The organism is Mesorhizobium sp. B2-4-1, from assembly GCF_006442185.1.
GTDB lineage: Bacteria > Pseudomonadota > Alphaproteobacteria > Rhizobiales > Rhizobiaceae > Mesorhizobium.
In genome coordinates this window covers 460,655-485,060 of the sequence record NZ_VFVN01000001.1, presented here as the reverse complement: position 1 = coordinate 485,060, position 24,406 = coordinate 460,655, and the positions used below count along the sequence as shown (strand labels likewise).

General features: G+C 64.0%; 15 protein-coding genes. 7 read left to right on the top strand and 8 right to left on the bottom strand.

Translation table 11 applies throughout. The annotated features are described in order from the left end of the window. Positions 1–152: 152 nt before the first annotated feature. From FJ949_RS02430 to FJ949_RS02405, 6 genes are all read left to right on the top strand, one after another. Entirely contained in the window at positions 153–12,608 is a 12,456-nt protein-coding gene (locus tag FJ949_RS02430) for a hypothetical protein (RefSeq protein WP_140492061.1), read from the top strand. Between the two features lie 172 nt (positions 12,609–12,780). After that, positions 12,781–13,278: a tail fiber protein gene (locus FJ949_RS02425; RefSeq protein WP_140492058.1), complete on the top strand. Its 498-nt coding sequence runs from the start codon at positions 12,781–12,783 to the stop codon at positions 13,276–13,278. A 10-nt stretch (positions 13,279–13,288) separates the two neighbouring features. Beyond that, a complete protein-coding gene (locus FJ949_RS02420) occupies positions 13,289–13,792 on the top strand; it encodes a tail fiber protein (protein WP_140492055.1) in 504 nt (167 codons plus the stop codon). A gap of 12 nt (positions 13,793–13,804) precedes the next feature. Next, positions 13,805–14,326, top strand: a complete 522-nt coding sequence (locus FJ949_RS02415; protein ID WP_140492052.1) for a tail fiber protein — start codon at positions 13,805–13,807, stop codon at positions 14,324–14,326. Between the two features lie 30 nt (positions 14,327–14,356). Then, positions 14,357–15,679 carry a hypothetical protein gene (locus tag FJ949_RS02410; RefSeq protein ID WP_140492050.1) on the top strand — a complete coding sequence of 441 codons (1,323 nt, stop codon included), beginning with the start codon at positions 14,357–14,359 and terminating at the stop codon, positions 15,677–15,679. A gap of 11 nt (positions 15,680–15,690) precedes the next feature. Then, positions 15,691–16,233, top strand: a complete 543-nt coding sequence (locus tag FJ949_RS02405) for a GNAT family N-acetyltransferase (protein ID WP_246679994.1) — start codon at positions 15,691–15,693, stop codon at positions 16,231–16,233. 146 nt (positions 16,234–16,379) lie between these two features. On the opposite strand, the gene FJ949_RS02400 is transcribed toward FJ949_RS02405, so the two are convergent. Then, entirely contained in the window at positions 16,380–16,655 is a 276-nt protein-coding gene (locus FJ949_RS02400; protein ID WP_140492044.1) for a hypothetical protein, read from the bottom strand. Positions 16,656–17,155: 500 nt separating this feature from the next. Here FJ949_RS02400 and FJ949_RS02395 point away from each other — a divergent pair, with 500 nt between their 5' ends. After that, complete coding sequence (locus FJ949_RS02395; RefSeq protein ID WP_140492041.1) at positions 17,156–17,953, top strand: SapC family protein; 798 nt, start codon at positions 17,156–17,158, stop codon at positions 17,951–17,953. Positions 17,954–18,004: 51 nt separating this feature from the next. Here the strand turns inward: FJ949_RS02395 and FJ949_RS02390 are convergent, their stop codons facing one another. The 7 genes from FJ949_RS02390 to FJ949_RS02360 all read right to left on the bottom strand — a co-directional run bounded on the left by FJ949_RS02390 (position 18,005) and on the right by FJ949_RS02360 (position 24,348). Beyond that, the gene (locus FJ949_RS02390; protein ID WP_140492038.1) at positions 18,005–18,568 is read right to left on the bottom strand and encodes a type 1 glutamine amidotransferase domain-containing protein; all 564 of its coding nucleotides are present in this window, start codon (positions 18,566–18,568) and stop codon (positions 18,005–18,007) included. A 297-nt stretch (positions 18,569–18,865) separates the two neighbouring features. Next, on the bottom strand, positions 18,866–19,681 hold the full coding sequence (locus FJ949_RS02385) for a transporter substrate-binding domain-containing protein (RefSeq protein WP_181170855.1): 816 nt from the start codon (positions 19,679–19,681) through the stop codon (positions 18,866–18,868). 38 nt (positions 19,682–19,719) lie between these two features. Then, positions 19,720–20,379, bottom strand: a complete 660-nt coding sequence (locus FJ949_RS02380) for an amino acid ABC transporter permease (protein WP_140492032.1) — start codon at positions 20,377–20,379, stop codon at positions 19,720–19,722. Next, positions 20,376–21,020: an amino acid ABC transporter permease gene (locus tag FJ949_RS02375; protein WP_140492029.1), complete on the bottom strand. Its 645-nt coding sequence runs from the start codon at positions 21,018–21,020 to the stop codon at positions 20,376–20,378. The genes FJ949_RS02380 and FJ949_RS02375 overlap by 4 nt, the downstream gene beginning before the upstream one ends. Further along, complete coding sequence (locus FJ949_RS02370; protein ID WP_263483292.1) at positions 21,017–21,778, bottom strand: amino acid ABC transporter ATP-binding protein; 762 nt, start codon at positions 21,776–21,778, stop codon at positions 21,017–21,019. Before FJ949_RS02370 ends, FJ949_RS02375 begins: the two co-directional genes overlap by 4 nt. Positions 21,779–21,817: 39 nt before the next feature. Further along, complete coding sequence (locus FJ949_RS02365) at positions 21,818–22,987, bottom strand: FAD-binding oxidoreductase (RefSeq protein ID WP_140492026.1); 1,170 nt, start codon at positions 22,985–22,987, stop codon at positions 21,818–21,820. A gap of 62 nt (positions 22,988–23,049) precedes the next feature. Further along, positions 23,050–24,348: an aspartate aminotransferase family protein gene (locus FJ949_RS02360; protein ID WP_224618152.1), complete on the bottom strand. Its 1,299-nt coding sequence runs from the start codon at positions 24,346–24,348 to the stop codon at positions 23,050–23,052. Positions 24,349–24,406 lie beyond the last annotated feature (58 nt).

The following is a 24,406-nucleotide window of genomic DNA, read 5'->3' as shown; positions in this document are numbered from 1 at the left end:
ACAAGTCAGAACTTTACGGCGCAACAACAGCAGTCGCGACGTTGGGGACTCGCTATACAATGGAATTCGCGCAAGGATTGGTGCGGGGGCGAGCAGTCCCCAAAGGGCGGCCAGGGATGGGAACTACCGAGACGTCTCGGCAGGTTGGGGAGATGGCGGCGCGCGGGGAGGATTTCCGCGTGCGCGTGGCCTATGGTCGCTCGCGTTTTGCAAGGCATCTCTGGAAGACGACGGCGCTTTCGACGCTGGCGCTGGCGCTGTCAGGCGTGGCCGCCTATGGCGACGACGCCCTCTGGCAGCCGCAGATACGCGCCATCATTGGCGCCGACAACAATGGCGGCAACGCCGCGCTCGAAGGCTTCATCCCGATCAAGCAGACCGCCGAATCGGTGCTGTTCCTGGATGTCAGGGCTAAGCACGATTTCAAGGACGCGTTCGGCCAGGATGTCGGCCTGGGCATTCGCCGCATCGTCAATCCCGACCTGATGCTCGGCGGCTACGCCTATCTCAACGTCGAGAACTACAACTCCAACCAGTTCACGTCAGCCACGCTCGGCGCCGAGGCCATCACCCCGCATTTCGACGCGCATGTGAACGTCTTCGTGCCGATCAAGGGCGACACGACGGACCATTCGGTCTCCTCGACCCTGTCGATGGTCTCGAACCAGTTGATCGAGCAGATTTCGGTGCTCGACCATCGCGACTACGCGGCCTGGGGCATCGAGGGCGAGATCGGCGCGCGGGTGCCGCTCAACCTTCCCGACAAGCATTCGCTGCGGCTCGACATAGGCGGTTACCACTTCGAGGATCCGCATGGCGACGACAGCGGCGTAACCGGGGTCAAGGCCGGCATCGAATATGAGATCGGCGATATCTTCGGCACCGGAACGGCGCTGACCTTCACCGGCGAAGTGCGCAACGACAATCGCGACGACACCCAGTTCGCCGGCAGCGTACGGCTGAGCATCCCGTTCAATCCAGGCCAAGGCGGCGCGGACAGCGGACCGGAGCCGGTCTATCCGGTCAGCGAAGGCTTGCGCAAGCGCGTCAACGAGCGGGTGCGCGGCGACATCGGCGTCAGGATCCAGAGCCAGGAGCTGCCCGGCGGCTCGACGACGCGCGTCGCCATCAACGCCGCCACCAATGCCGCCTTCGGAAAGTTCTACTACGCCGATGGCGGCCTGGCCGGCGTCGGCACGCTGGCCGATCCGACGACGCTGGACGACGCTGTGGCCAAGGCAGGCGCCGGCGGTTTCGTGGTGGCGCTGGGCGGCAACGGCAACATCACCACCACTGGCACGACGCTCGCAGACGGCCAGACCGTCATCGGCGGCGGCCAAAGCGTCACCGCGAAGCTGTTCGGCGGCGGCACCGGCACCTTCAATCTGGGCGGCAGCGACGGCACCATCCAGGGCACCAACGTCGCTAGCAACGTGATCGCGCTCGGCAATGGCGACACGCTGAACGGCATCACCATCACCGGCGGCGCCGACGGCATCTTCGCCAACAACATCACCGGCGCCACGCTGACCAATGTCACGGTGACAGGCGCCGGCGGCAACGGCGCCGCCTTCACCGGCACCTCGACCGGCATCACCGGTTCCAATTTCACCTCGACCGGCAACGGCCTTGACGGCCTGCACATCGAAGGCGACGGCACCTACAATTTCGCCGGCACGATGCTGCTCCAGGGCAATAGCGACGACGGGCTGGATGCCACCGGCCATGGCACCTATACATTCGCGACGCTTAGCGCGAAGGACAATGCCGACCGCGGCATAACCGTTCAGGGCACCTCGACATCAGGCAGCTTCGCCACCACCGGCGGCACCTTGTCGGGCAATGGCGGCGTCGGCGTCTTCATCGATCCGATCACGGCGCATGTGGTGCTGGATTCGATCGACCAGACCGGCGGTCCGTCGGGCGTCGTGCTCGATCACGTGGCGGGCAGCTTCGCCGTCACCGGCGCCACGACCATTTCGGACACCACCGGACCGGCGATCGCCATTTCCAACTCACCGGCGGCGATCCGCTTCGGCGATATCGACATCAGCGCTCCCGCCGGCGACGGCATCTCGTTTACCGGCGTCAACGCGGCGGTGGTGGCCGGCGACATCGTCATCTCGGGCCTCGGCGTCGGCACCGGCCTCGACTTCTCCGGCAGCCATACGAACTTCACCGCACAGTCGCTCAACATCGCCGGCACGGGTGCGGCCGGCTCGATCGGCATCGACCTCACCTCGCCGACCTCGGGCGGGGCAACGATCGTCATCACCGATGGCGGTGCGATAGCAGGCGCCGACACCGGAATGCGCTTCGGCATTTCCGGCTCGCTGCTGAACTCGGCCAATGCCGAATTCTCCTTCGGCGGCGGTTCCATTGCCGGCAGCACCGCCTCGCTCGACGCGCGCGGCCTTAACCAGACGCTCGGCCACTACGCCTTCGGTTCGACCACCTTCAGCGGCCCGCAACTGTTCGACCAGCAGAATGTCATCTTCGTCGGCGCGGCGGCGACCGGCTCGGGCACCGGATCCTCGCTGCTCGACCTTGCCTCGATTGCCACCGCCGATGCCAACATCGACGGCACCGCGATCTTCGTGCTGGTCAACCGCGGCGCCATCGACGACACCGACGGGTTCTCGCTGAGCGCCGGACAGACGCTGGCTTCCTTCGGCAACGGCCGCACATTCTCGCTCGGCGGCATCCCGGTTAACGTAACGGGCGACAACATCGCGCACACCAGCGCCATCTCGGACGGCGCGGGCGCGGCGACGCTCACCAGTTCGGCCGGCGCGGACACTGTCACGCTGGCCAACAACAGCGCGCTGCTCGACTTCAACGTCTCGAACGCCAATCCGGGCGGCGGCAACGGCATCCACGGCAACAATGTCACCGGCGTGACGATAAGCGGCATGAATGTCAGCGGCGCCGGCCTGGACGGGCTGCTGTTCGAAGGCGCCAGCAATGTCGCGGCCAACAATGTGACCTCGACGAGCAACGCCAGCGAGGGCCTGCATATCGACGGCGACGGCAGTTATGCCTTCACCGGCACGACGACACTGTCGAACAATGCCGGCAATGGCCTGTTCGTCGGCGGCGACGGAACATATGCATTCCAGACGCTGAACGCCTCCGACAATTCCGGCTTCGGCGTCAACGTCCTCTCCACCACCGGCACGTTCAGCACCACCGACGGCACGATCTCCGGCAATGGCGCGGCCGGCGTCGCCTTGCTTGGCGCTAATCTCGACGTCAAGCTGGCCAGCCTGACGCAGGACGGTGGCCTGTTCGGCGCGACGTTGGCAGGCGTATCGGGAAATTTCGCCGTTTCCGGCGCAACGACGATCAGCAACACCTTCGTCGGCGGCCTCGGGATCTTCGACAGCACCGCCGATTTCATGTTCGGAGCCGTCGATATTTCGGACATCACCGCCCCCGGCGGCATCGGCATCGACGTCCAGAATTCCGGCGGCGCGGTCACCTTCGGCGGGCCGGTCATTCTGACCCATATCGGCAGCGAGGGCATCCTCGCCACCGACAACACCGGCACGCTCACCTTCAGTGGCCCGGTGAGCATGACCGGCCCCGGCGAGGGCGTCTGGCTGGAAAACAACACCGGCGCCGTTTCGTTCGGCGGCGCCGTCACCATCGACCAGCCGCTCGGAAGCGGCATCGACGTCGTCGGCAGCAACGGCGTCATCAGCTTCGACGACATCGACATCACCGGCCTGTGCAATTGCTCCACCGCGCTCGACCTCTCGGGCAGCACGTCGACCTTCACCGCCGCCACGCTCGACATCAGCGGCAGTTCCGGCGGCTCCTCGATCGGCGTCGACCTGTCCGGCACCAATGGCGGCTCGGTGACCATCGGCAGCGGCGTCATCACCGGTGTCGACACCGGCGTCCAGATGGGCACCAACGGCCTGGCCGGAACCACCGCCAGCACGGCGTTCTCGTTCGGTGCGGCCGGCGGCGCATCGATCACCGGCGTCATCGCCTCGCTCGACATGCGCGGCCTGCTGCCCGGCAGCGGCACCTATGCCTTCAACGGCACGCATCTGGTTGGATCGCAGCTGTTCGATGCAGCCAACGTCGTCTTCGTCGGTTCGAGCAGCACCGGAACGGGCGACGGCTCAAGCGTCGCCAACCTGATCGATGCCGCCGCGGCCGACGATCTGACCACCAATGCCAACACGACCTTCGTGCTGGTCAAGACCGCGGCCGTGCAGACCACCGACACCGATGCCAACGGCTTCACGCTGGCCAGCGGCCAGTCGCTGGTCTCCTTCGCCAACGGCGCCACCATCAGCCTGGGCGGCCCGCCGGCCAATGTCACCGGCACGGCGGTCGTCACCGGCGCGACACAGGCCGATCCGTTCGGCTTCGGTGGCGCGACGCTGAACAACGGCGGCGGCAACACCATCGACCTCGCCAGCGGCAACACCGTCTCCAACCTCAGCGTCAACAGCTCGTTCCTGGCGATCGACGGCACGGCGTCGATCAACGGCCTCACCAGCACTGGCGTGACGATCGTGGGCGGGACCATCGGGCTTTACCTCGGCAGCGCGTCGGGCGCGATCACTGTCAACGATCTGACCATCCAGGGGTCGGTGCCGACCGGCGTCGTGCTGGCCAACACATCCGCGACGGTCGACTTCACCGGCACCACGACGATCGCCGGAGGCAGCAATATCGCGCTGCTGGTCAATAATTTCGGCGGCACCGCCAATTTCGCCGATCTCGACATATCAGGCGGCAGCGGCCTCGGCATCGTGATCCTCAACGGCTCGAGCGGAAGCCTGACCTTCGGGGCGGCCAGCTCCATCGCCAATACCGGCGCCAGCGCGATCGTTATCGGCAGTTCGTCGGCCGACGTCACCTATGACGGCACGATTAGCCAGAGTAGCGCGGCAAAAGCCGTCAGGATCGACGGCACCACCGGCGGCCTGATCACATTCGGCGGCGCCATCACTTCGACCGGCACCGGCGGCCTCTTCGATATCGGGGAGATAACCGCTCCCACCGACACCGCGATCCGCTTCACGGGTCCGCTCACGGCGACCGGCGGCGGCGGCGCGTCGATCACCAGCCTTGGCGCCGACTCGACATTCGAGGTCAGCGGCACGCTGTCGATCACCGGCACGACCGGCGCCGCGCTGTCCATCTCGAATGCGGCCGGCAGCGCCACCTTCGGCACGACCAATGTGACGCTGGGCGCGACCAGCACTACCGGCATCGATTTCTCCGGCACCAACAACGACGTCAGCTTCGGCACGACCACCGTCAGCGGCCTCGGCGCGGGCGCCAGCCAGACCGCCATCGACTTCTCCGGCTCGGCCACGACCGCCGATTTCGGGCTGACGACGATCACCGGAAACGACGCCGCGAGCTCGCGCGGCATCGACCTGTCCTCGACCACGGGCAACCGCACCATCACCTTCCTGACCGGATCGTCGATCTCAGGCGCCGGCATCGGCGTCGATCTGTCGTCCGGCCAGACGGCGGCGACCAGCGCCAACGCCAGCTTCACCTTCGGCGACGGCGAATTCGCCGACGCCAACGGCCGCAATTCGACGATCACCGCGGCGGCGGGCAATTTCACCGTCAACACCGTCGGTCTCGCCGCGCTCGCCAATTATGATTTCGATGACGTGCTCTTCACCGGCAGCGCGAATCTGGCCAGCGCCGTCGGCGGGGTGTTCATGGTGTCGCAAAATGGCGGCGTCATCGCCGCCGGCTCATTTGGGCTCAGTACGTCAGTCAATACCATCTCGGTTGCCGATGCCGATCTGAAGACCGGCACCCAGACCTTCGCCTTCGTCGGCACGGTCGACCTCAGCGGCACGCCGTTCACGCTCGATTCCGGCCAGTCGATCACCGGCTTCGGCAACGGCAACGCCATCACCACGACCGGCACCATCCAGCCGGTGAACGTGCAGGGCAATCTCGGCGCCACCGGCGGCGACGTCACCGGCGACGAGGGCGTAGTCAAGAGCACGGGCAGCGATACCCTGCATCTGCTCGGCAGCAACCAAGTGCGCAACACCGCCTTCGACTTCACAGGCGGCAGCGGCTCGGTCTTCACCATCGACCAGAGCGCAAGCAGCTTCAATAATGCCGGCGGCATCGTCATCGAAGGCGTCACGGTCGGCAATGTCGGCGCCGGCCAGACGGCGTTCAAGGTCGCCGGCCTCGACAGCAATTTGTCGATCACCAACAACAACGTCAACGTCGCCGGCACGCTGCTCGACGTCGACGGCGGCGCCGGCAACATCACCGTGACGCGCGGCATCTTGCCCAACAGCGGGCCGGCCGGCACGCTGACCGGCGGCGGCATCTCGATCGCCAATCACGGCGGCGGTCTGATCAATTTCACCGACAAGGTGACTGTTGGCGGCAACGGCGTCTCGCTCACCAACAACGCCGGCACCGTCAACTTCACGGATGTGGACATTTCCACGAACGGCGCGACGGCGTTCAGCGCCAGCGGCGTCGGCACGGTCAATGTCCTGACGGGTACGGTCAATGCCACCAACGCGCAGGCGGTGGCCCTCGACGGCATCGCCGGCAATATCGATTTCGCCTCGACCAGCGCGTCGTTCGGTTCCGGCAGCGGCATCGACCTGCAGAACCTCAGCGGCACGTTCAATTTCGGCACCGGCACGCTGACCAACACCGGTTCGGGCACGGCCTTCAATGTCGGCTCGGGCACCAATGCGAGCGGCGGCAACGCGAACATATCCTACGCGGGCGCCATCGTCAGCAACGGCACCGGCGCGGCGGTCTCGATCCAGGAACTGACCGGCGGTTCTGTGACGCTGTCGGGCAACCTGACCGATGGCCTTGCGGGCGCCGGCGGCAATATCGTCGTTGCCGGCATCGACAACGGCACGGCGGCGACCGTGACCTTCTCGGGCGCGACCAAGCAGATCAGCTCGGGCGCGACGGACGGCGTCAGCCTGATCGGCAACCCGAACGCCACGATCGGCTTCGGCAATGGCGGCCTTGACATAACGACGACGGCAGGAGCGGGTTTTGGCGCGGGCTCCGGCGGCACGATCAGCATCTCCGGCACCGGCAACACCATCACGACAACGACTGGAACCGCGCTCGATCTCGACGGCGCAACGGTCGGCGCGGGCGGCGTTATTTTCGATTCCGTTTCGGTCAATGGCGCGGCGACCGGCGTTTCGCTCAACAATATAGTCGGCGGCGCCATCGATCTCGGCGCGGTCGACCTGCAGAACATCACCTCGCGCGGTGTCGACATATCCGGCACGCTCGGCTCGACCTTGGGCTTCGACAGCCTGAACATCGGGCTCAATGCAGCCAATGCGGTCGGCTTCGACCTCAACGGCGCTGCGCTCGGCACGAGCAACATCAAGGCCGGCGATTTCGACGTCGACGGCGGCAGCTTCGCCGGCACTATCGGCATCGACATGGCCGGCACGACCGGCACCGGCACGATCCAGCTCGGCGACACTGCCAACAACAATCCGGCGGGCCAGACCTCGAAAATCGAAAATGTCGGCTATGGCGTCCAGTTCTCCAGCGCCACCAACGCCAGGCTGGTGTTCGGCGACGGCGCTGGCCTGGCCGAATCGACGATCGCGACCACCGGCGGCCAGGCCATCCATGCCATCGACACCCTGCCGACCAATGGCGACTACAATTTCAACGACGTCACCTTCACCGGCGACACGTCGAATCTGTCCGCTTACAAGGTCTACTACGTCACCACCGACGCCACCGGCGGCGGCGACGGCAGCTTCGTCAATCCAGGCACCTATGCCAACGCCCAGGCGTCCACGGCCAATGTCATCGTGCTGATCGACAAGAACGGCACCGGTAGCCAGGAAACGATCGACCTGAGCGGCACGTCGTTCCAGCTCGATGACGGGCAGGTGTTGCTCGCCTTCGGGCAAAACGATACGGCCATCGATGTCTCGCAGCTCGGTGTCGACACCAGCAGCGGCGCGTCGGCGGCATTCCACTTCACCACGGTGCAGAATTCGCCGATCATCGCCGCACCGGCCGGCATCGACACGCTGCGGCCGATCCTGCAGAGCAACACTGCCGGGTCGGTGATCACCCTGGCGACCAGTGGTCCCAGCCCGATCACCGGCGGCATCGAGAATCTCATCATCCGCAACACCGGCACCGGTGCCGGTGTTGCCGTCGATGCGTCGACCGCGTCGAGTTTCTTCCTCCGCAACAATGACATATCAGCCGGCGGCAGGGCGCTCGACTTCTCCACGACCGGTGCGGCGGCCAACACGCTGCTGCTTTCGATCGACGGCAATACGCTGCGATCGACGGGATCTGCGCTGGCCGCGTCCTTCGCCGGCCAGAACATCAGCGCGACGGACAATTCGATCGCCATCCGCTCCTTCGCCGGCAACACGGTGCTCGGCGGCACCGGCGGCGGCATTGCCTTCGACAATGTCACGTTCGACTCCACTGGCGCCGGCGGCACGGTCAGCGCCGGCACGCTCGACGTCGGCACATCAGGCGCGCGCGTCCAGGGCAACGGCCTTGCCTTCACCAGCACCAGCGGCACGCTCGATCTCGGCACGTTCACCACGTTCAATGATGGCGGCACTGGCGTCCTCGTCGACACCAAGGGCCCCCCGGCCACAACCTTTGCGCTGAACAGCAGCGGCGGCACCGTCGACACCATCAACGGCGTGGCGTTCAATCTCGATCCGCTGACCGTCAGCATGATCGTAAACAGCGTCAACGCCAGCGGCGGCGCCAGCGGCTTCATCTTCGACGGCGTCGCCGGCACGTTCACGGTCACGGGCGCGACCACCGTCACCGGCACGACGGGTGCCGGCATCAGTTCGAACGCCAGCAATCCCACCGGCACCTTCAATTTCAACACGGTGACGGTGAACAACACGGCTTCGACGGGCGGCGGGATCGGCTGGGAGAGCGGCACGCTCAACGTCGGCGGGCTCGCCGACATCGATACGACCAGCGGGGCCGGCCTGTTCCAGGGCGGCGGCACGACCAGCTTCAACGGCGGGCTGACAATCGACACCACCACCGGCGCCGGCATTACCGGCCCCGGCGGGACGATCAACATCATCGCCACCGCCGGCAGCGAAACGGTGAATTCCACCAGCTACAAGGCGATCGATCTCACCAATGCCGCCCTCGACATCGCGCTCGACTCGACGTCGTCCGGCGGCGGCGGTGTCGTCCTGACCAATGTCACCGGCACCGCCGGCCTCGGCACCGGCACGCTGAGCGGCGGCGGTGGCACGGCATTCAGCGTCGGCGGCGGCACCGTAACCACCACCTATGGCGGCAACATCACCCAGGCGGGCAACGCCGCCCTGGTGTCGGTTTCAGCAGGCCATACGGGCACGCTGACCTTCTCGGGCACGCTGTCGGCGAACAACGGCACCGGCCTGCAGTTCGACAATGCCGACGGCACCTACAATTTCAACGGCACGACGACGTTGAATGGCGGCGACGCCGGCATCGATATCGTCAACAATTCGGGCGGCACGTTCAACTTCGGCGCCGGCACCTCGATCACCAACCCGAACAGCACGGCCTTCAACGTCGACGCAAGCGCGGCGAACATCACCTATAGCGGCAACATCACCCAGGCCGGCAATGCCGCGCTGGTCGGCATCGCCGGCCACACCGCGGGAACGATCACCTTCCAGACGGGCACGCTGTCGGCAACCAACGGCACCGGCCTGCAATTCGACAATGCCGACGGCATCTACAATTTCAACGGCACGACGACACTGAATGGCGGCAATGCCAGCGTCGACATCCTCAACGATTCCGACGGCACGTTCGGCTTCGGCGTCGGCACCTCGATCACCAGCCCGAACGGAACCGCGTTCAGCGTCGATGGCGGTAACGCGACCGTTACCTATGCCGGCACGATCACACAAGGTACCGGCGGCCAGCGCCTGATCGTCGTCGCCGACACCACCGGCGGCGCGGTGAACTTCACCACCGCCCTGGCGAATGGGCTCAACGACACCAGCGGCACCGGCATCGTGATCGACGGCGTCGCCGGCAACGTCACCGTGAACAACGCCAGCCTGACCGGGACGACCGGCATCACCATCCTTGGCGATGTGGCGAACAACGCGACCGGTACCTATACGTTCAACAACGTCGCTATCGACACGGTTGCCGGCGCGCTGACGAACCATGCGTTCGCCGTCGACGGCGATCAGGGTACGTTTACCAACGACGACGTGAGCGCCACGATCAATCTCAACAATGTCGACATCACCAACCCTGGCGGCAACGTCGCCAACATTCGCGGCATGGCTGGTGGCTCGGTCAATTTCGACAACGCCAGCTCCGTCACCCGAAACGATGGCGGACTGGGCATCGTCGCGCTCAGCAATTCCGGCGGCACGATCAATTTCGGCGGCGCGTCGAAAACGCTCTCGACCGGCACCAACGCCGCCGTGCTCCTGACCAGCAACGCCGGCGCGACCATCAACTTCACCAATGGCGGCCTGGCGATCACCACCACGAGCGGCATCGGCATCGGCGCCTCGGGCGGCGGCACGGTGAGCGTCACCGGCTCCGGCAACACGATTTCGACCGGCAGCGGCGCTGCGGTCGACATGGACGCCGTCGCTATCGGCGCCGGCGGCATGACCTTCGCTTCCACGAACACGAGCGCCGGCGGCGGCAGCGCCGTGATCCTCGACGCTGTTACCGGCGGACCGGTCAACCTCGGCGGTGGCGCGCTGGTCGGCGGCGGCAGCGCCACGATTCGCATCGGCGACGGCGCCGGCAGCGCCAACACCGGCGGCACGGCGGCTTTCACCTATGCAGGCACCATCACCAGCGGAACCGGCCAGGCGGTCAATATCCAGGATCGCGCCGCCGGCGCCGGCAACATCACGCTGTCGGGCAACATCAGCCACAATGTGGCCGGCCAGACCGGCGTCCTCCTCGACGACAACGCCGCCGGTACCATCACTTTCTCCGGTGCCTCCAAGTCGATCACGTCGGGCAGTTCGGCCGGTGTCAACCTGACCGACAACACCGGCGCGACGATCAACTTCACCAATGGCGGGCTGGTCATCAACACCACCAGCGGCACCGGCTTCGGCGCCACGGGCGGCGGCACGGTGACGGTGACAACCGGCGCCAATCCGAACACGATCACATCCGGTACCGGCACCGCGCTCAACGTCGCCAACACGACGATCGGCGCGAGCGGTCTCACATTCCGGAGCATTTCGGCTAACGGCGCCGCCAACGGCATCGTGCTCAACAACACCGGTGCCAGCGGCGGGTTGACGGTGACGGGCGACGGCGGCGGTGCGAACAATGGCTCGGGCGGCACCATCCAGAATTCGACGGGTACCGGTGTCCTGCTGAATTCGACCAGTTCGGTCAACCTCAGCTACATGAATATCATCAACAGCACCAATGACGGTATCGGTGGCACATCGGTGACCAATTTCTCGCTCAACCGGTCGACGCTGTCCAACAATGGCACCGCGGTTGAGGATGCGGGTATCGATTTCGGCGGTGTCAGCACTGTAACGCCCAGCGGTCTGTTCGGCACAGCAAGCATCACCAATTCGACTGTCACCACCTCATTCGCAAAGAACGTCTCGATCCGCAATTCGAACGGGACCTTGTCGCTGACGGTCAACAACAGCAAGTTCAGCAACAATTCGTCCAAGACGCAGAGCGATGACGGCCTGTTCGTTGAGGCCGACGGTACCGCGACAATTTCGGCCACAGTCACCAGCAGTACATTCACGGCCAATCGCGGGGATCATTTCCAGGCGGCTGCGGCAAACTCTGGCAACCTCAATATCGTGTTCTCCGGTAACACGCTCACAGGCGGTCATTCGACAGCTCTTGGCCAAGGCATCACAATCAACGCCGCAACGGGCCTGGCGTTCGGCGGCTATACCGGCACGGTCAACTACGACATTGACAACAACACGATCAGCGGCGCGATCTCGAGCGCAATCACCGTCAACTTGGGCACGTCGGGTTCCGCCGCACTGTTCAACGGCTTCATCCGCAACAACGATATCGGCACGGTTGGCGTTGCCAATTCCGGGTCGGCGCAAGGCTTCGGCATCGACCTCGAAGCTCATGGCAACGGAACCCATACCGCATCTGTAGCCGGAAACGTCGTGGTGGAAGCATTCGACCGCGCGATGAATGTGTTGGCAAACGACGGCAATGGCGTGCTCAATCTAACTGTGCAGAGCAACCAATTCTCCGTCGGAACCGATCCGGCTGGCTCGCGAGAAGCTTTCTTCCTCAACGCGGGGTCAACATCGGCGAACGTCTTTGGCGTCACCGACAGCCATACGGTGCGCCTCAATCTCGGCGGCGCCGGCGCTTTGCAGAATACCTTCGCCCACGGCGTCGGCAGTGTCGACGATTTCCGCATACGGCAACGGTTCGACACCCGGGTCGAGATGCCGGGTTACGCCGGTGCGCCGTTCGACCCGGCTGGGGTCGTCAGTTATATTCAGGGACGCAATATCGGCAGTGGCGGCGGAAGTGCCACGGTCAACGATTCACCGTCGGTGACGACCGATGGCTTCTTCAGCGGGACAGTGCCGTTGCCAAATCCGTTCTAATGCTTATCGCTCAAAACCGAGCTCTGTTCGTGACGTGCACAAACAAAGATTTCGTATGAACTTGGGTCGTCGCGATGTAGTTCTGGAGCACATTGAACGAAATCTGCGCAGCGATTTTCCTTACGGATTTTCGTAAATTCTTAGAAAACTGCGCGCCAAGGGGGAAGTGCTTATGGCCGAACCGTTTCTGTCTGAAATTCGGATCATGTCATTTGGCTTCGCTCCCAAGGGCTGGGCCTTGTGCAATGGGCAGCTTATGCCGATCAACCAGAACCAGCCGCTGTTTGCATTGCTTGGCACCACCTTTGGTGGCGATGGGCGTGTTAACTTTGCACTTCCCGACTATCGCGGGCGCATTCCCATTCATGCTGGATCGGGCCATTCGCTTGGCGAGCGCGGGGGTGAGCAAGGCCATACGCTCTCGATAGTGGAGATGCCTACTCATACCCATCAATACATGGCGTCTTCGACCAATGCCGGCACGCCTATAGCGACTGGCAACCTGCTCGCGGCGACCAATAATCTCTATGCCGCGCCGACCAATTTGGTGCCTCTCACGCCTTCATCGGTCGGCGACATCGGCGGCAGTCAACCGCATACAAACATGCAGCCATTCCTGACGCTCAATTTCTGCATCGCGCTGCAAGGCATCTTCCCCTCCCACCCCTGACGGAGATACCATGCCACAGCCCTTTGTTGGTGAGGTCCGCATATTTGCCGGCAATTTCGCGCCAGCCGGCTGGATGTTCTGCGAAGGACAATTGCTGCCGATCTCTGAAAACGAGACTTTGTTCCAGCTGATCGGCACTACCTATGGCGGCGACGGCCAAAGCACATTCGCACTGCCCGACCTGCGCGGGCGCGTACCCCTACATCAAGGCAGCGGGTTCATTCTCGCCGAAATCGGAGGTGTTGAGGCGGTCACACTGACGGCGCAGCAACTGCCTGTCCATAGCCATCAATTCATGGCGTCGAGCAGCCCGGGCAGTTCGGTCAACGCGCAAGGCAACGCGATTGCGGAGTCGCCCAACATTTCGATCTATATAGAAGACGTTGCGGGAATAAACCTCAGCGCCACCGCTATTTCGCCGATCGGCGGCAACCAACCGCACGAAAATTTCCAACCCTATCTCTGTGTCAATTTTATCATCTCGCTGTTCGGCGTTTTTCCGTCGCAGACTTGAAAAGGGACCGTCATGTCCGATCCGTTCGTCGCTGAAATTCGTATCTTTCCGTTCAATTTCGCGCCTACGGGCTGGGCGTGGTGCGATGGACAATTGCTGCCGTTATCACAAAACACGGCGCTGTTTTCGTTGCTTGGCACCGTCTATGGCGGCGACGGCAAAAGCAACTTCGCACTACCTGACTTGCAAGGCAGTGCACCGATGCACCCCGGACAGGGACCCGGCCTTTCGCTTCACGATCTTGGGGAAACGGGCGGATCAGAGACGGTAAGCCTCTTGGAATCGGAAATTCCAAGTCACTCTCACTTTTCCCGTGCGGCATCAGACGACGCAGACTTGAAGGCGCCAACGCCGGCGCGCTCCCTCGCCCGCTCGCAAGGGGGCTTTGCCTATATCTCGAGTACGCCCAACGCGCAGATGGCGGATCAGGCACTCGCCCCCGCCGGCGGTGACCAGCCGCACAACAATTTGATGCCTTATCTCACCTGCTACTTCTGCATCGCGCTGCAAGGCGTCTTCCCGCCGAGAGGCTAAATTCCCCGCCAACAGGGCAGGACCAATATCATGGCCAAGACAGCAGAACCAAAATCGAAGGCCCCCACGGCCAAGACGCCGGCAGCAGTGCCAAGGACCGCCTCCAAGGCCCGCGAGGGCGCTCGCTCGCGGCGACCCGGTACTGCGCCGGCCTACCAGCACATGCCGGCCGGCGCGACGTTTTTCGAATTGTCGCGGCTGATGGTCGTCGGCATCGATTCGGCCAAGGGACAATTGATCCAGAAGGCACAGACATCGCCGAACGGACCATGGCCGTCGGCCTGGTCTGTCATCGCGCCCGGCGCCTGGGTGATCATGACCGCGGGTCTCACCAAGGATGGTCGCGTCGCCGTGGTCGCGCAGCCTTCGGGCACCACCAGCCTGTCCTTCATCACCGAGGATGCCAACCAGATCGGCCCGATCGACAAATGGACCGCGCCTGTCGGCATCGGCGCGCCGCCCGGCGCCTTCAGCTACCAGAAGCTTTCCATGGCGCGCGATGCCGATGGCCGCATCGAGATCTTCCTCACCGACAATCTGGGCCGCGTCTGGTGGATCTACCAGAACCCGGATGTGATCGTGCAGGTGCAGAAGACCATCACGCCGCCCGGCACGACGACACCGATCGTCGTCACCGTCGACGAGCTCAGGCCGCCTGCCCAGCCGTGGAGCGCCTGGATTCAGCTCACAGGCCAGCTTGTGGCGATCACCGCATTGCGCCAGGCTGACGGCCGCATCACCCTGTTCGGCATCAATTCCGGGCTCAACCTCTACCGTTGCCAGCAGGCCAAGGCCCAGGCGCTGACGGTCGCCGACTGGACGCCATGGGTGCAGATCGACGCCGGCTACCCCTTCACGGAAATGGCGCCTATCATCGGTCCGCTGGGCGGCACCAATCTGTTTGCCATGACGCAGCAGGGCCAGGTCCTGCACACCAAGCAATTGCCGGCAGGCTCCGACACCTGGACGGCCTGGGCGACGCCCGGCTACAGCAGGGTTCCCAAATATACGCTCTGCGCCGGCATCCAGGGCGACGGCGACATCATGCTGGTCGCCTCCGACCAGCAGCATGTTCACTCCTTCAACGCCCAATACGACGCCGCCACCCAGAACTGGTCGGGATGGCGCGATTTCAACGCCTCCGGCGCCAACACCCGCCTGTCGCTCGACTACAATGCCGATGGCCGTCTTGCCTTGTTCTCGATGATGATCCAGAACGACGGCACGAATGGTCTGTGGACCATCAATCAGATGGCCATGGACAGTTCGGAATGGGAGTGGACCTGGACGGCGCTGGCCACCAGCAACCTCAAGCAGATTACCGTGGTGCGCGACCTGACGCCGCCGGTGTGACGTCAGGCAGCGTGACAGAAGCGAAACAGGCGCAGCGGCTCCCGGCCTGGCCGCGGTCGCGGCAGGCCGGCCTCGCTTTCCGCCCCGCCGCGGAGGCCGACATGCCGTTCCTGGCGCGGCTCTACGCCTCGACGCGCATGGAAGAGCTCGCCGTGACGGACTGGAACGAGGCGCAGAAAGCCGCCTTCCTCGACATGCAATTCCAGGCGCAGCACGCGCATTACCGCAAGCATTATCCCGAGGCCGACTGGCTGGTGGTGGAGCGGGCCGGACAGCCCATGGGCCGCCTCTACATCGAGCGCTGGCCGAGTCAGCACCGCATCATCGACATCGCCTTGCTGCCGGCCCATCGCCGCAAGGGCCACGGCGCCGCACTGCTGCGCGACCTCATCGACGAGGCATGGTCATCGGGCAAATCGGCATCGATCCATGTCGAGAAGAACAATCCGGCCAGGCGGCTCTATCTCGAGCTCGGCTTCGCGGTGATCGAGGACAAGGGCGTCTATGATCTGATGGCGTGCGCGCCACAGCGGGGTGGCGCAGACAGTGGGTGAACGGGGACGCCATCCGCTTCGTCATTCCCGGGCCGAGAATCCTGTTCCGGTCGTCGCACAATTCGGCGGTGCTTGTTCGGTATCGATCCTTCGCGCCAGCGTCTCACAAATCGCACCGCTGCTGCGCTCACGCCTGCTTCCAAACTCTAATTGAACACCGCCTCATACAGCCGCCCCGTAGCGTCGGCGGCCACGGGCACGATGAAGATATCGTGGGTCGCGCCACTGCCGGCGAAGCGGTAAGTCGCCTGCGGCAGCGCGGTTTCGCGCGGACCCTTGAACAGCAGCGAGAAACCGCCGCCCGGGCGCGGGCTGGAGGCGATGCGGTTGACCGCGCTCAATTCGAGCGCGATCTGCCTGCCGCCGGCCTCGACGGTGAATGCCTGTCCGACCGCCTGTTCGAAATCCGATGCCGACGCCATGCCACCCCGCCTCAAAGCGCTTGCTGAGCGGGCGGCCAAGGGCAGACCCGCTCCGGTTCCTCATATCCTCGCAATTTCCGGACGCAAGACCGCTACGGCTCCCGGATTTTGCCATGCGAGGCCACTGTCGCCGCTTCGCGGCAAGCTGTCCATAGAGCCATTCCAGGAAAAGTGTGTACGGTCTTCCCGGGAAAAGCGCGCAGCGCTTTCCCTGGGGAATTGCGCAAAAACAAAGAGATAGCGCGGCTCGCCGTTTCCGCGAAACGGTGAACCGCTCCAGGGCCGGCATGGTTGCGGGGCGTCCCGCAAGGCGATTAGGGCGCAAACGCCGAAATACAGCAGCGCGTGTCCTTTTATGCGCGCCGGCGACGCTGTAGTACTTTGTCCCTGCGCAGGATTGCTTCGAAGCAAGGCCGGCGCGACAAGAACAGACCCCGCTTTGGGAATTCAATGCTGGACGGGCCGGCCTGGTTGGCCGGCGCGAGGAGGAAAACGGACACATGGCTGACACCGGTGCGAAGACGGAAACGGCGGGCGAGGCCTTGCCGCTGTTCTATTCCAGGCCCGAGGCGCTCAATCCGGCGCGGCACGGTTCACTCGGCCTGACGGCGCGCAGCGATTTCTCCTTCGCCCGCTCGGCGCATGCTATCCCGGTGGTGGCCTCGGAAATGCCGGCGGCGATGCGCTCCTACCCGATCGTTTTCATCGGCACCGCCAAGGCGCCCGTCATCATCACCGGCCTGCGCCAGGACGAGAACCTGTTCGTCGACGCCGACGGCAACTGGGCCGGGCCGCACTACATCCCCGCCTATGTCCGCCGCTATCCCTTCATTCTCGCCGACGATCCCAAGCAGCCCGGCCGGCTGACGCTGTGCGTCGACCGGGCGAGCGAGCGCGTCATCGACCAGCTGCTGGCGCCGTTCCGCGACGACAAGGTGCTGCCGTTCTTCAGCGGTAACGAGGCGACCGAGGCGACGAAGCAGGCGCTCGCCTTCTGCAACCAGTTCCAGATCGACTTCAGGGCGACCCGCGAGATGGTCGACAAGATCGACGCGCATGCCCTGTTCGCGCCGCGCCAGAGCAAGGTGACGCTGGAAGGAGGCGAGGTGCTGAACCTCACCGATTTCCAGGTGATAGACGAGGCCGCCTTCAACAGATTGAGCGACGAGGCCTTCCTCGACCTGAGAAAGTCAGGCGCGCTCAGCCTGCTCTACTGCCACCTTGCCTCGACCAACAGCTGGACGTCGCTGGTGCATCAGGCGTCGCTGCGCAAGGCGGAGGGGGCGAAGAGCGCCTGAACAACCCATGCCGAGATCCTTCGCGGCGCGGCTGGTGAACAAGGTTCGGCGCTAAGCCGCGGCCCGCCTGTCGTGCCGCCCTTCCCTGATCTCTTCCGTGAGCTTGTCGCAGAAGGCGTCGAGATCGCCGGGATTGCGACTGGTGACCAGCCCCTGGTCGGTGACGACCTCGCTGTCTTGCCACAGGCCGCCGGCATTGATCACGTCGGTCTTGATCGACTTGTAGGATGTGACGCGGCGGGCTTTGATGATCCCGGTCTCGACCAGAAGCCAGGGCGCATGGCAGATCGCGCCGACGACCTTGTTGGCCGACCAGAACGAACTGATGAAATCCAGCGCCTTGCGCTCGACCCGCAAGAGGTCGGGATTGATGACGCCGCCGGGCAGAACGATCGCATCGTAGGCATCGGCACGGGCCTCGTCCAAGGTCTTGTCGACCGGAACTTCGCGGCCCCAATCCCTGTGGTCCCAGCCCTTGATCTTGCCGCTTTCGAGCGACACGATTTCGACCTCGGCGCCGGCCTGGCGCAGCTTGTTCAGCGGCACCTCAAGCTCGGACTGTTCAAAACCATTCGTCGCAAGGATGGCGACGCGCTTGCCGGAAATATCCTGCATCGTTTTTCTCCATGATGGATTGGATGCAGGGCTAACGAGCCTGAACCGGTACCGTTCCTCGCTGTAACCTTATGTGACCGGAGGGATCTGTGGTGCGCTGTAATGCACCCCAGGTCTTCTTTCCTCATCAGCTCTCCTTAGTGAAGAACTGTTACCCCTTTCGCGTCTCAGACTCGGGGTGCACTACGAAATTCTGCTCGCGAATTGCAGCCGCGCGGCAAACGTACAGGCCGCCCGCCGCATCTGGTTTTCTTCCTAGAAGCGGGGGCAGGCAGGGCGGCCCTTCATACCAGCGGCTTACTCGATGACGCGGGCTTCACCGACATCTGCGGCTGACGGATCCAGCCCGTAAGCCTTGAGCGCTTCGGCGATAGCGCCGTTCTTGCGGTAGACATCGAGCGAAGCGTCGACCGCCTTAACGAAGCCCTCATTGCTCTTGTCCAGCAGGAAGGCGGTCTGCGACGGGTTCATGGTCGCATCGATGCGCGGATCCGGCTTCAGGACATGCACCTCGTAGTTCTGCCCTTCGTTCTGAATGACAGCGGAGCCGAAGCCGTCGAGCGCCGCCTCAATACGACCGGCATGAAGATCCTGGGCGAGGTTCAGCGACGATGGATAGGTCTTGGAGCCTTCGTAGAGCTTCTCCATGTCCTGGACCCACAGATATCCTTCCACGGTGCCGACCTTCTTGCCCAGCAGACCGTCGACGGTATCAATGCCGTCGGTCGAGGTGACGGACAGTTGGTCGAGATAGACCGGCGTGGACAGAGCGACGACCTTCGCGCGGGCGGCGGTACGATAGAAGCCGCCAAGCGCAATGTCCGCGCGCCGCGACTGAACTGCGGAAACCGCGCCTGGATATGTGAAGATCTCATACGTGATCTCGAGGCAATTCTCCTTGGCAAAACGCTTCACGAGATCGCCGTCGATACCCGCGATGCCGCCGTCTTTTTCGAGCGAATACGGAGCGGTGTTGGTGAGCGCGACGGTGAGTTTGCCCGCCGACACGGTTTCGAAAGCATGCTCCGGCTTGCAATCCTGTGCGGACGCGACGCTGGCACCCATGGCCGTGGCAATGGCTGCGGCCGAGATGATCTTACTCCAATTTTTCACTTTGCTCTCCTCTGACATTGATGGTTTTTGATTGCAGGTCAGCCGAGATGGCTGCCCAGCCTACGTTCGGTGTACGAGACCAGCCACCCGAACGGGACGGTGATGGCGAGGTAGAACAGGCCCGCCAGGATCAGGACATCGAGGTAGAGGTAGGTGGCCGCACCCACGCGATAGGCGCGCGCCAGAAGTTCGGGGATGGCGATCGTGTATGTAAGGGCCGTCGCCTGGAAGATGAGAATGGCAAAGCCCATCAGCGCGGGTATTGCGAACAGGATTCCCTGGGGGACCACCACGAAGCGCAGGATGTCCCGGCGGGTCATGCCGAGCGCCAAGCCCGCCTCGATCTCACAATGCGGAACCGCGTTCAGACCGGCCCGAAGGATCTCGCTGGTGTAGGCGCCTGTCGTTAGCGCCAACGCAATCACGCCAGAGGTGAAGGCACTTACGGTCATCCCCGAAGCAGGCAATCCATAGTAGACCATCTGCAGGACGACGAGTGCAGGCGCGCCGCGCCCGATCTCGACCAGTACCACCGCGAAATAGCGGACGAGCCTGTTTCCAGAGGAGGAGGCAAGCGCAAGAACGAGACCGATAGGCAATCCGAACAGCAGCGCCAGGCCCGCCAACTGGAGACTGACAAGAACTCCTTGGAAAAGCTGGGGGGACCAGTCCAGCCAGTTGGCCAGCATCTCGCTCATTTCGCTTGCCCTCTTGAGCGCAGCCGCTCGTCCACGGCGCGTGCCAACACGACAACGGGTATCGACAGCGCGATGTAGAGAAGCGCAGCGAAAATGAACGGCATGAAGCTGCCGCCTCCGCCTTGGGCCTGCTGCGATGCGTACATCATCACGTCGCGGACACCGATCGTGGAGGCCACGGTCGTGTCTTTGAGCAGGCTGACAAGAAAGGTCGCCATGGGCGGAACCGAGACGCGCAGGACCTGCGGCGCCAGGATGTAGCGCAGCGTATCCAGGCGCGTCATACCGAGCGCCGTGGACGCCTCCCGCTGGCCCTTCGAGAGGGCCAGGAAGCCACCCCTGTAGATTTCAGCGAGATAGGCCGTTGATACCAGCCCCATACCCAGGATGGCAGCCTGATAGGAACTGAGAACGATCACTCCGCTGCCCAATCCGAAGAAGATAATGAACAGCCAGACGATCGGCGGGATTCCCCGGACAACGTCGATGTATATGCGCGCCGGCATGCTTAGAAGGAGCCACCGGGAACGTCGCATCAGCACCAGCGGCACGGCTGCGATGGCCCCGACTGCGAAAGCGCCGAAGGTCACCAGCAGCGTGGCCGGAACGCCTCTGAGCAGTGAAACCAGCAGGTCGATCATCTGCGATCGACCACGGCACGGAAGAACTGCCGCGTGCGCGGCGACGACGGGTTGCGGATCACGGCATCAGGCGGACCCTGCTCGATGATCTCTCCATTGGCCATGACGATCACGCGGTCGGCGACGTCTGCGGCAAAGGCGATCTCGTGCGTGACGATGATCATTGTCATGCCTTCCTGGGCGAGCTCGCGCATCACGGCCAACACCTCAAGCCCGAGTTCGGGATCCAGGGCGCTCGTGGGTTCGTCGAAGAGCATCACCTTGGGGTCAAGAGCCAGGGCGCGTGCGATCGCGATACGCTGCTGCTGGCCACCCGACAGGCGCGCCGGGTAGGAGTGCGCCTTGTCCGTAAGGTGTACGCGTTCGAGCAATTGGGCGGTGCGCGCGTCCGCCTGCTCCCTGGTGCGCCCCAGAACCCGCATCTGCGGCAGCGAAATGTTGCGCTGCACGGTCATGTGCGGAAACAGGTTGAAGGACTGGAAAACCATCCCGGTGGAACGTCGGAGCCTCAACAGCTCTCCGGCGGACAGATTGCGGTCGACCGAAAACCGGATGGCGCCCACTTCGAGGGTACCGGATGACGGCTGTTCGAGCATGTTGATCGCACGCAGCAGCGTGCTCTTCCCCGCGCCGCTGGGTCCGACGATCGCCACGACCTCGCCGCGCGTAATGTCGAGCGAGACGTTTTTCACGGCGTGATGGCCGCCATAGATCACGTTGATGTTCTTGATGCGGACGATGTTTTCTGCCTCGGGCATGGCTTCTTTGTCCTTGCGCTAACGCCGGTGTCCTACTGGTCAAGCCGCCGCAGTATGTACGGCGGGGACGTTTCTTTCCGGAGTTGGAGCGAGACTCTCGGTGCCTGGGATCGATGCGGGAGAGCCCTTGAGCACCCAGTCCGCGACGATCAGGCCTATCACCGGCGCGAGCTGGATCCCGTAGCCGCCCGCACCGGCCGCGGTGATCAGACCGGGCTCGGACTGATCGACTGGTCCGACATGGGGACGGTGGTCGGCGGTGACAGGGTAGAGGCCTGCCCAGCCCCGGCCGAGCCGGGCGCCCGGCAGATCAGGCACGCGCTCGATCAGCATCTCGGCCAGCATGACCTTGGACCCTTCCTCGCACTGCTCGTTGTAATTGTCCGGATCCTCGGGCGAGGGCGAACTTACCTTGTGTATCTCGGCGATGAGCTCGCTCGCTTTCTCGTGCCGAAAGTTGAGTCCGGTGCCCTGCCCGTTCACCAGATCCATGACCATCGGCATTGTGTAGGGGAGCGGCGCGTCCAGGTGGATTGTCAGCGCCTCGTGGCGCTCGGGGTGGATGTGAAGCGTCTGTCCAAGCATCTCGGCAACGCGTGGCGCCCAGGCGCCTGCCGCGTTCACGACGAAGTCGCAGCCGATCGGACCCTTGCTGGTGTCCAACCGATAGCCACCGGATGTCCGCGCGACACCAAGCAGCTTGCGGAACTGGAAAACCTCGGAGCCGAGCTTCTTCACCTCTTGCGCCAGCAACGTGCACATTTCGTGGGGATCGAGGAAGCCGTCGTCCGGCCCGAAGATGCCGCCTTCGAGCCCATCTGAACTCAAGTGCGGCACGAGCTGCTGGAGCTCGCTCGCCTGGTAGACCCTGGACCTGAAGCCGGCATCGCGCTGGATCTCCACCGAGCGGGCGAACAGTTCCATCTGCTCGGAGGTGCGCGCCAGACGCAGATAGCCGATAGGGTTGAAGCCGAGACCGAGGCGCTCCTGCCATCGACGGATGCGCTGCACGGATTGCATGCGGAGCTGGATATCGAACGAATCCGTCAGCTGTGTGCCAACGACGCCGACCGAGCGGCCGCTGGATCCTGACGCAATGGATTGTGCGTCGATGACGGTGACGCGAGCGCCCTGTTCCGCGAGCGCGTGCGCAGAGCACATGCCGAGGGTGCCTGCACCGATGACGACGACGTGAGGAGAAGCTGTCATGTGACTTCCATCTGTTGCTGCGTCGTCCCGTGCCGGATGGATCCGGCGCCGGACGCGCTACGTCATTGCTTCGCCGCGATTGCTGCGAGGGCGCCGTCGATTGCGGAAAGGATTTCGCGTGCGTCTTCCTCGGTCATCGAGGTGGAAAGCGCGAAGAGTCCGTAACTCGCCGAAAGCACGCCGCGGTCGAGCAGACCCTTGTGGAACAGGTCGAGCTTCGTGCGTTCGGACGCACCCGGATAGACCGACCGATAGTCCGTGATCGGCAACGCCGTGAAATGGACTTTGAAGAGCGAGCCGAGACCGACGCACTGCCCGTTGAGGCCATGGCGGGCAAGCGAGGCCGTGATGCCGTCGCGAAGCAGGCTGCCGATAGCGTCCAGATGCGCGAAGCTGGCCGGGGTCAACGCGCGCATCGCCGCCAGACCGGCTCGCATCGTCACCGGGTTCGCGGTGAAGGTGCCGCCATGCGGCAATGCAGGCTTGCCTCGCGTTGGATCGAACACCGCCATCACGTCGGCGCGGCCGCCGACGGCGCCGACCGGGAACCCTCCGCCGATGATCTTGCCGAGAGCCGTCAGATCGGGCGTGATGCTCCACAGGCCCTGCGCCCCCGAATAGCCAAGGCGGAGCGAGATCACCTCGTCGAAGATCACCAGCGAGCCGGCGGCATGAGCGATCTCGACCATCGCGTCGAGATAATCCTTCCGCGCGGGAATAAGTCCGGCGCGGTTCGGCATCGGGTCGATCAGAACACCCGCTATCGAGTCTCCATGCGCGTCGAAGACGGCACGCAGCGCCTCCGTATCGTTGAACGGCACCGCGATGACGTCGTCGAGAACTCCCTTCGGCGTGCCTTTCGCGTATGCCGTCGAGGCAGGCATGTCGCCCCAGTTGGCGGGCGAGCTGTCCAGGCTGACTTCCGCGAAGTCGTAGGAGCCATGGTAGGCACCTTCGATCTTGACGATCTTCGGCCGTTCGGTGAACGCCCGAGCCGCCTTGATCGCCATCATGACGCCTTCCGTGCCGGAGTTGGCGAAGCGAACCTGCTCGACCGACGGGAGGCGCTCCACCAACAGTTCAGCAAGATCAAGTTCGCTCTCGGTGGGCGCTCCGAAAGCCGATCCCCGGGGCATCTGGTCCACCACCGCCGCCGTGACGGCGGGATGGCCGTAGCCATGGATCATGGCCGTGAAATTGTTGATGCAGTCGTAGTAGACGTTTCCATCGACGTCCCAGACGCGGCAGCCCTCGCCGCGCTGGGCATAGATCGGAAACGGGTCGATGAAGACCGTTGTCCGGGTGTTCCCTCCCGGCATGACCTTGCGGGCCCGTTCGAACATCTCGCGGGATTTCGACATTGAATCTGGATAGTGGCGCATAATCTTGTAAACCGATGAAGGAGACAGCCTTGGATGG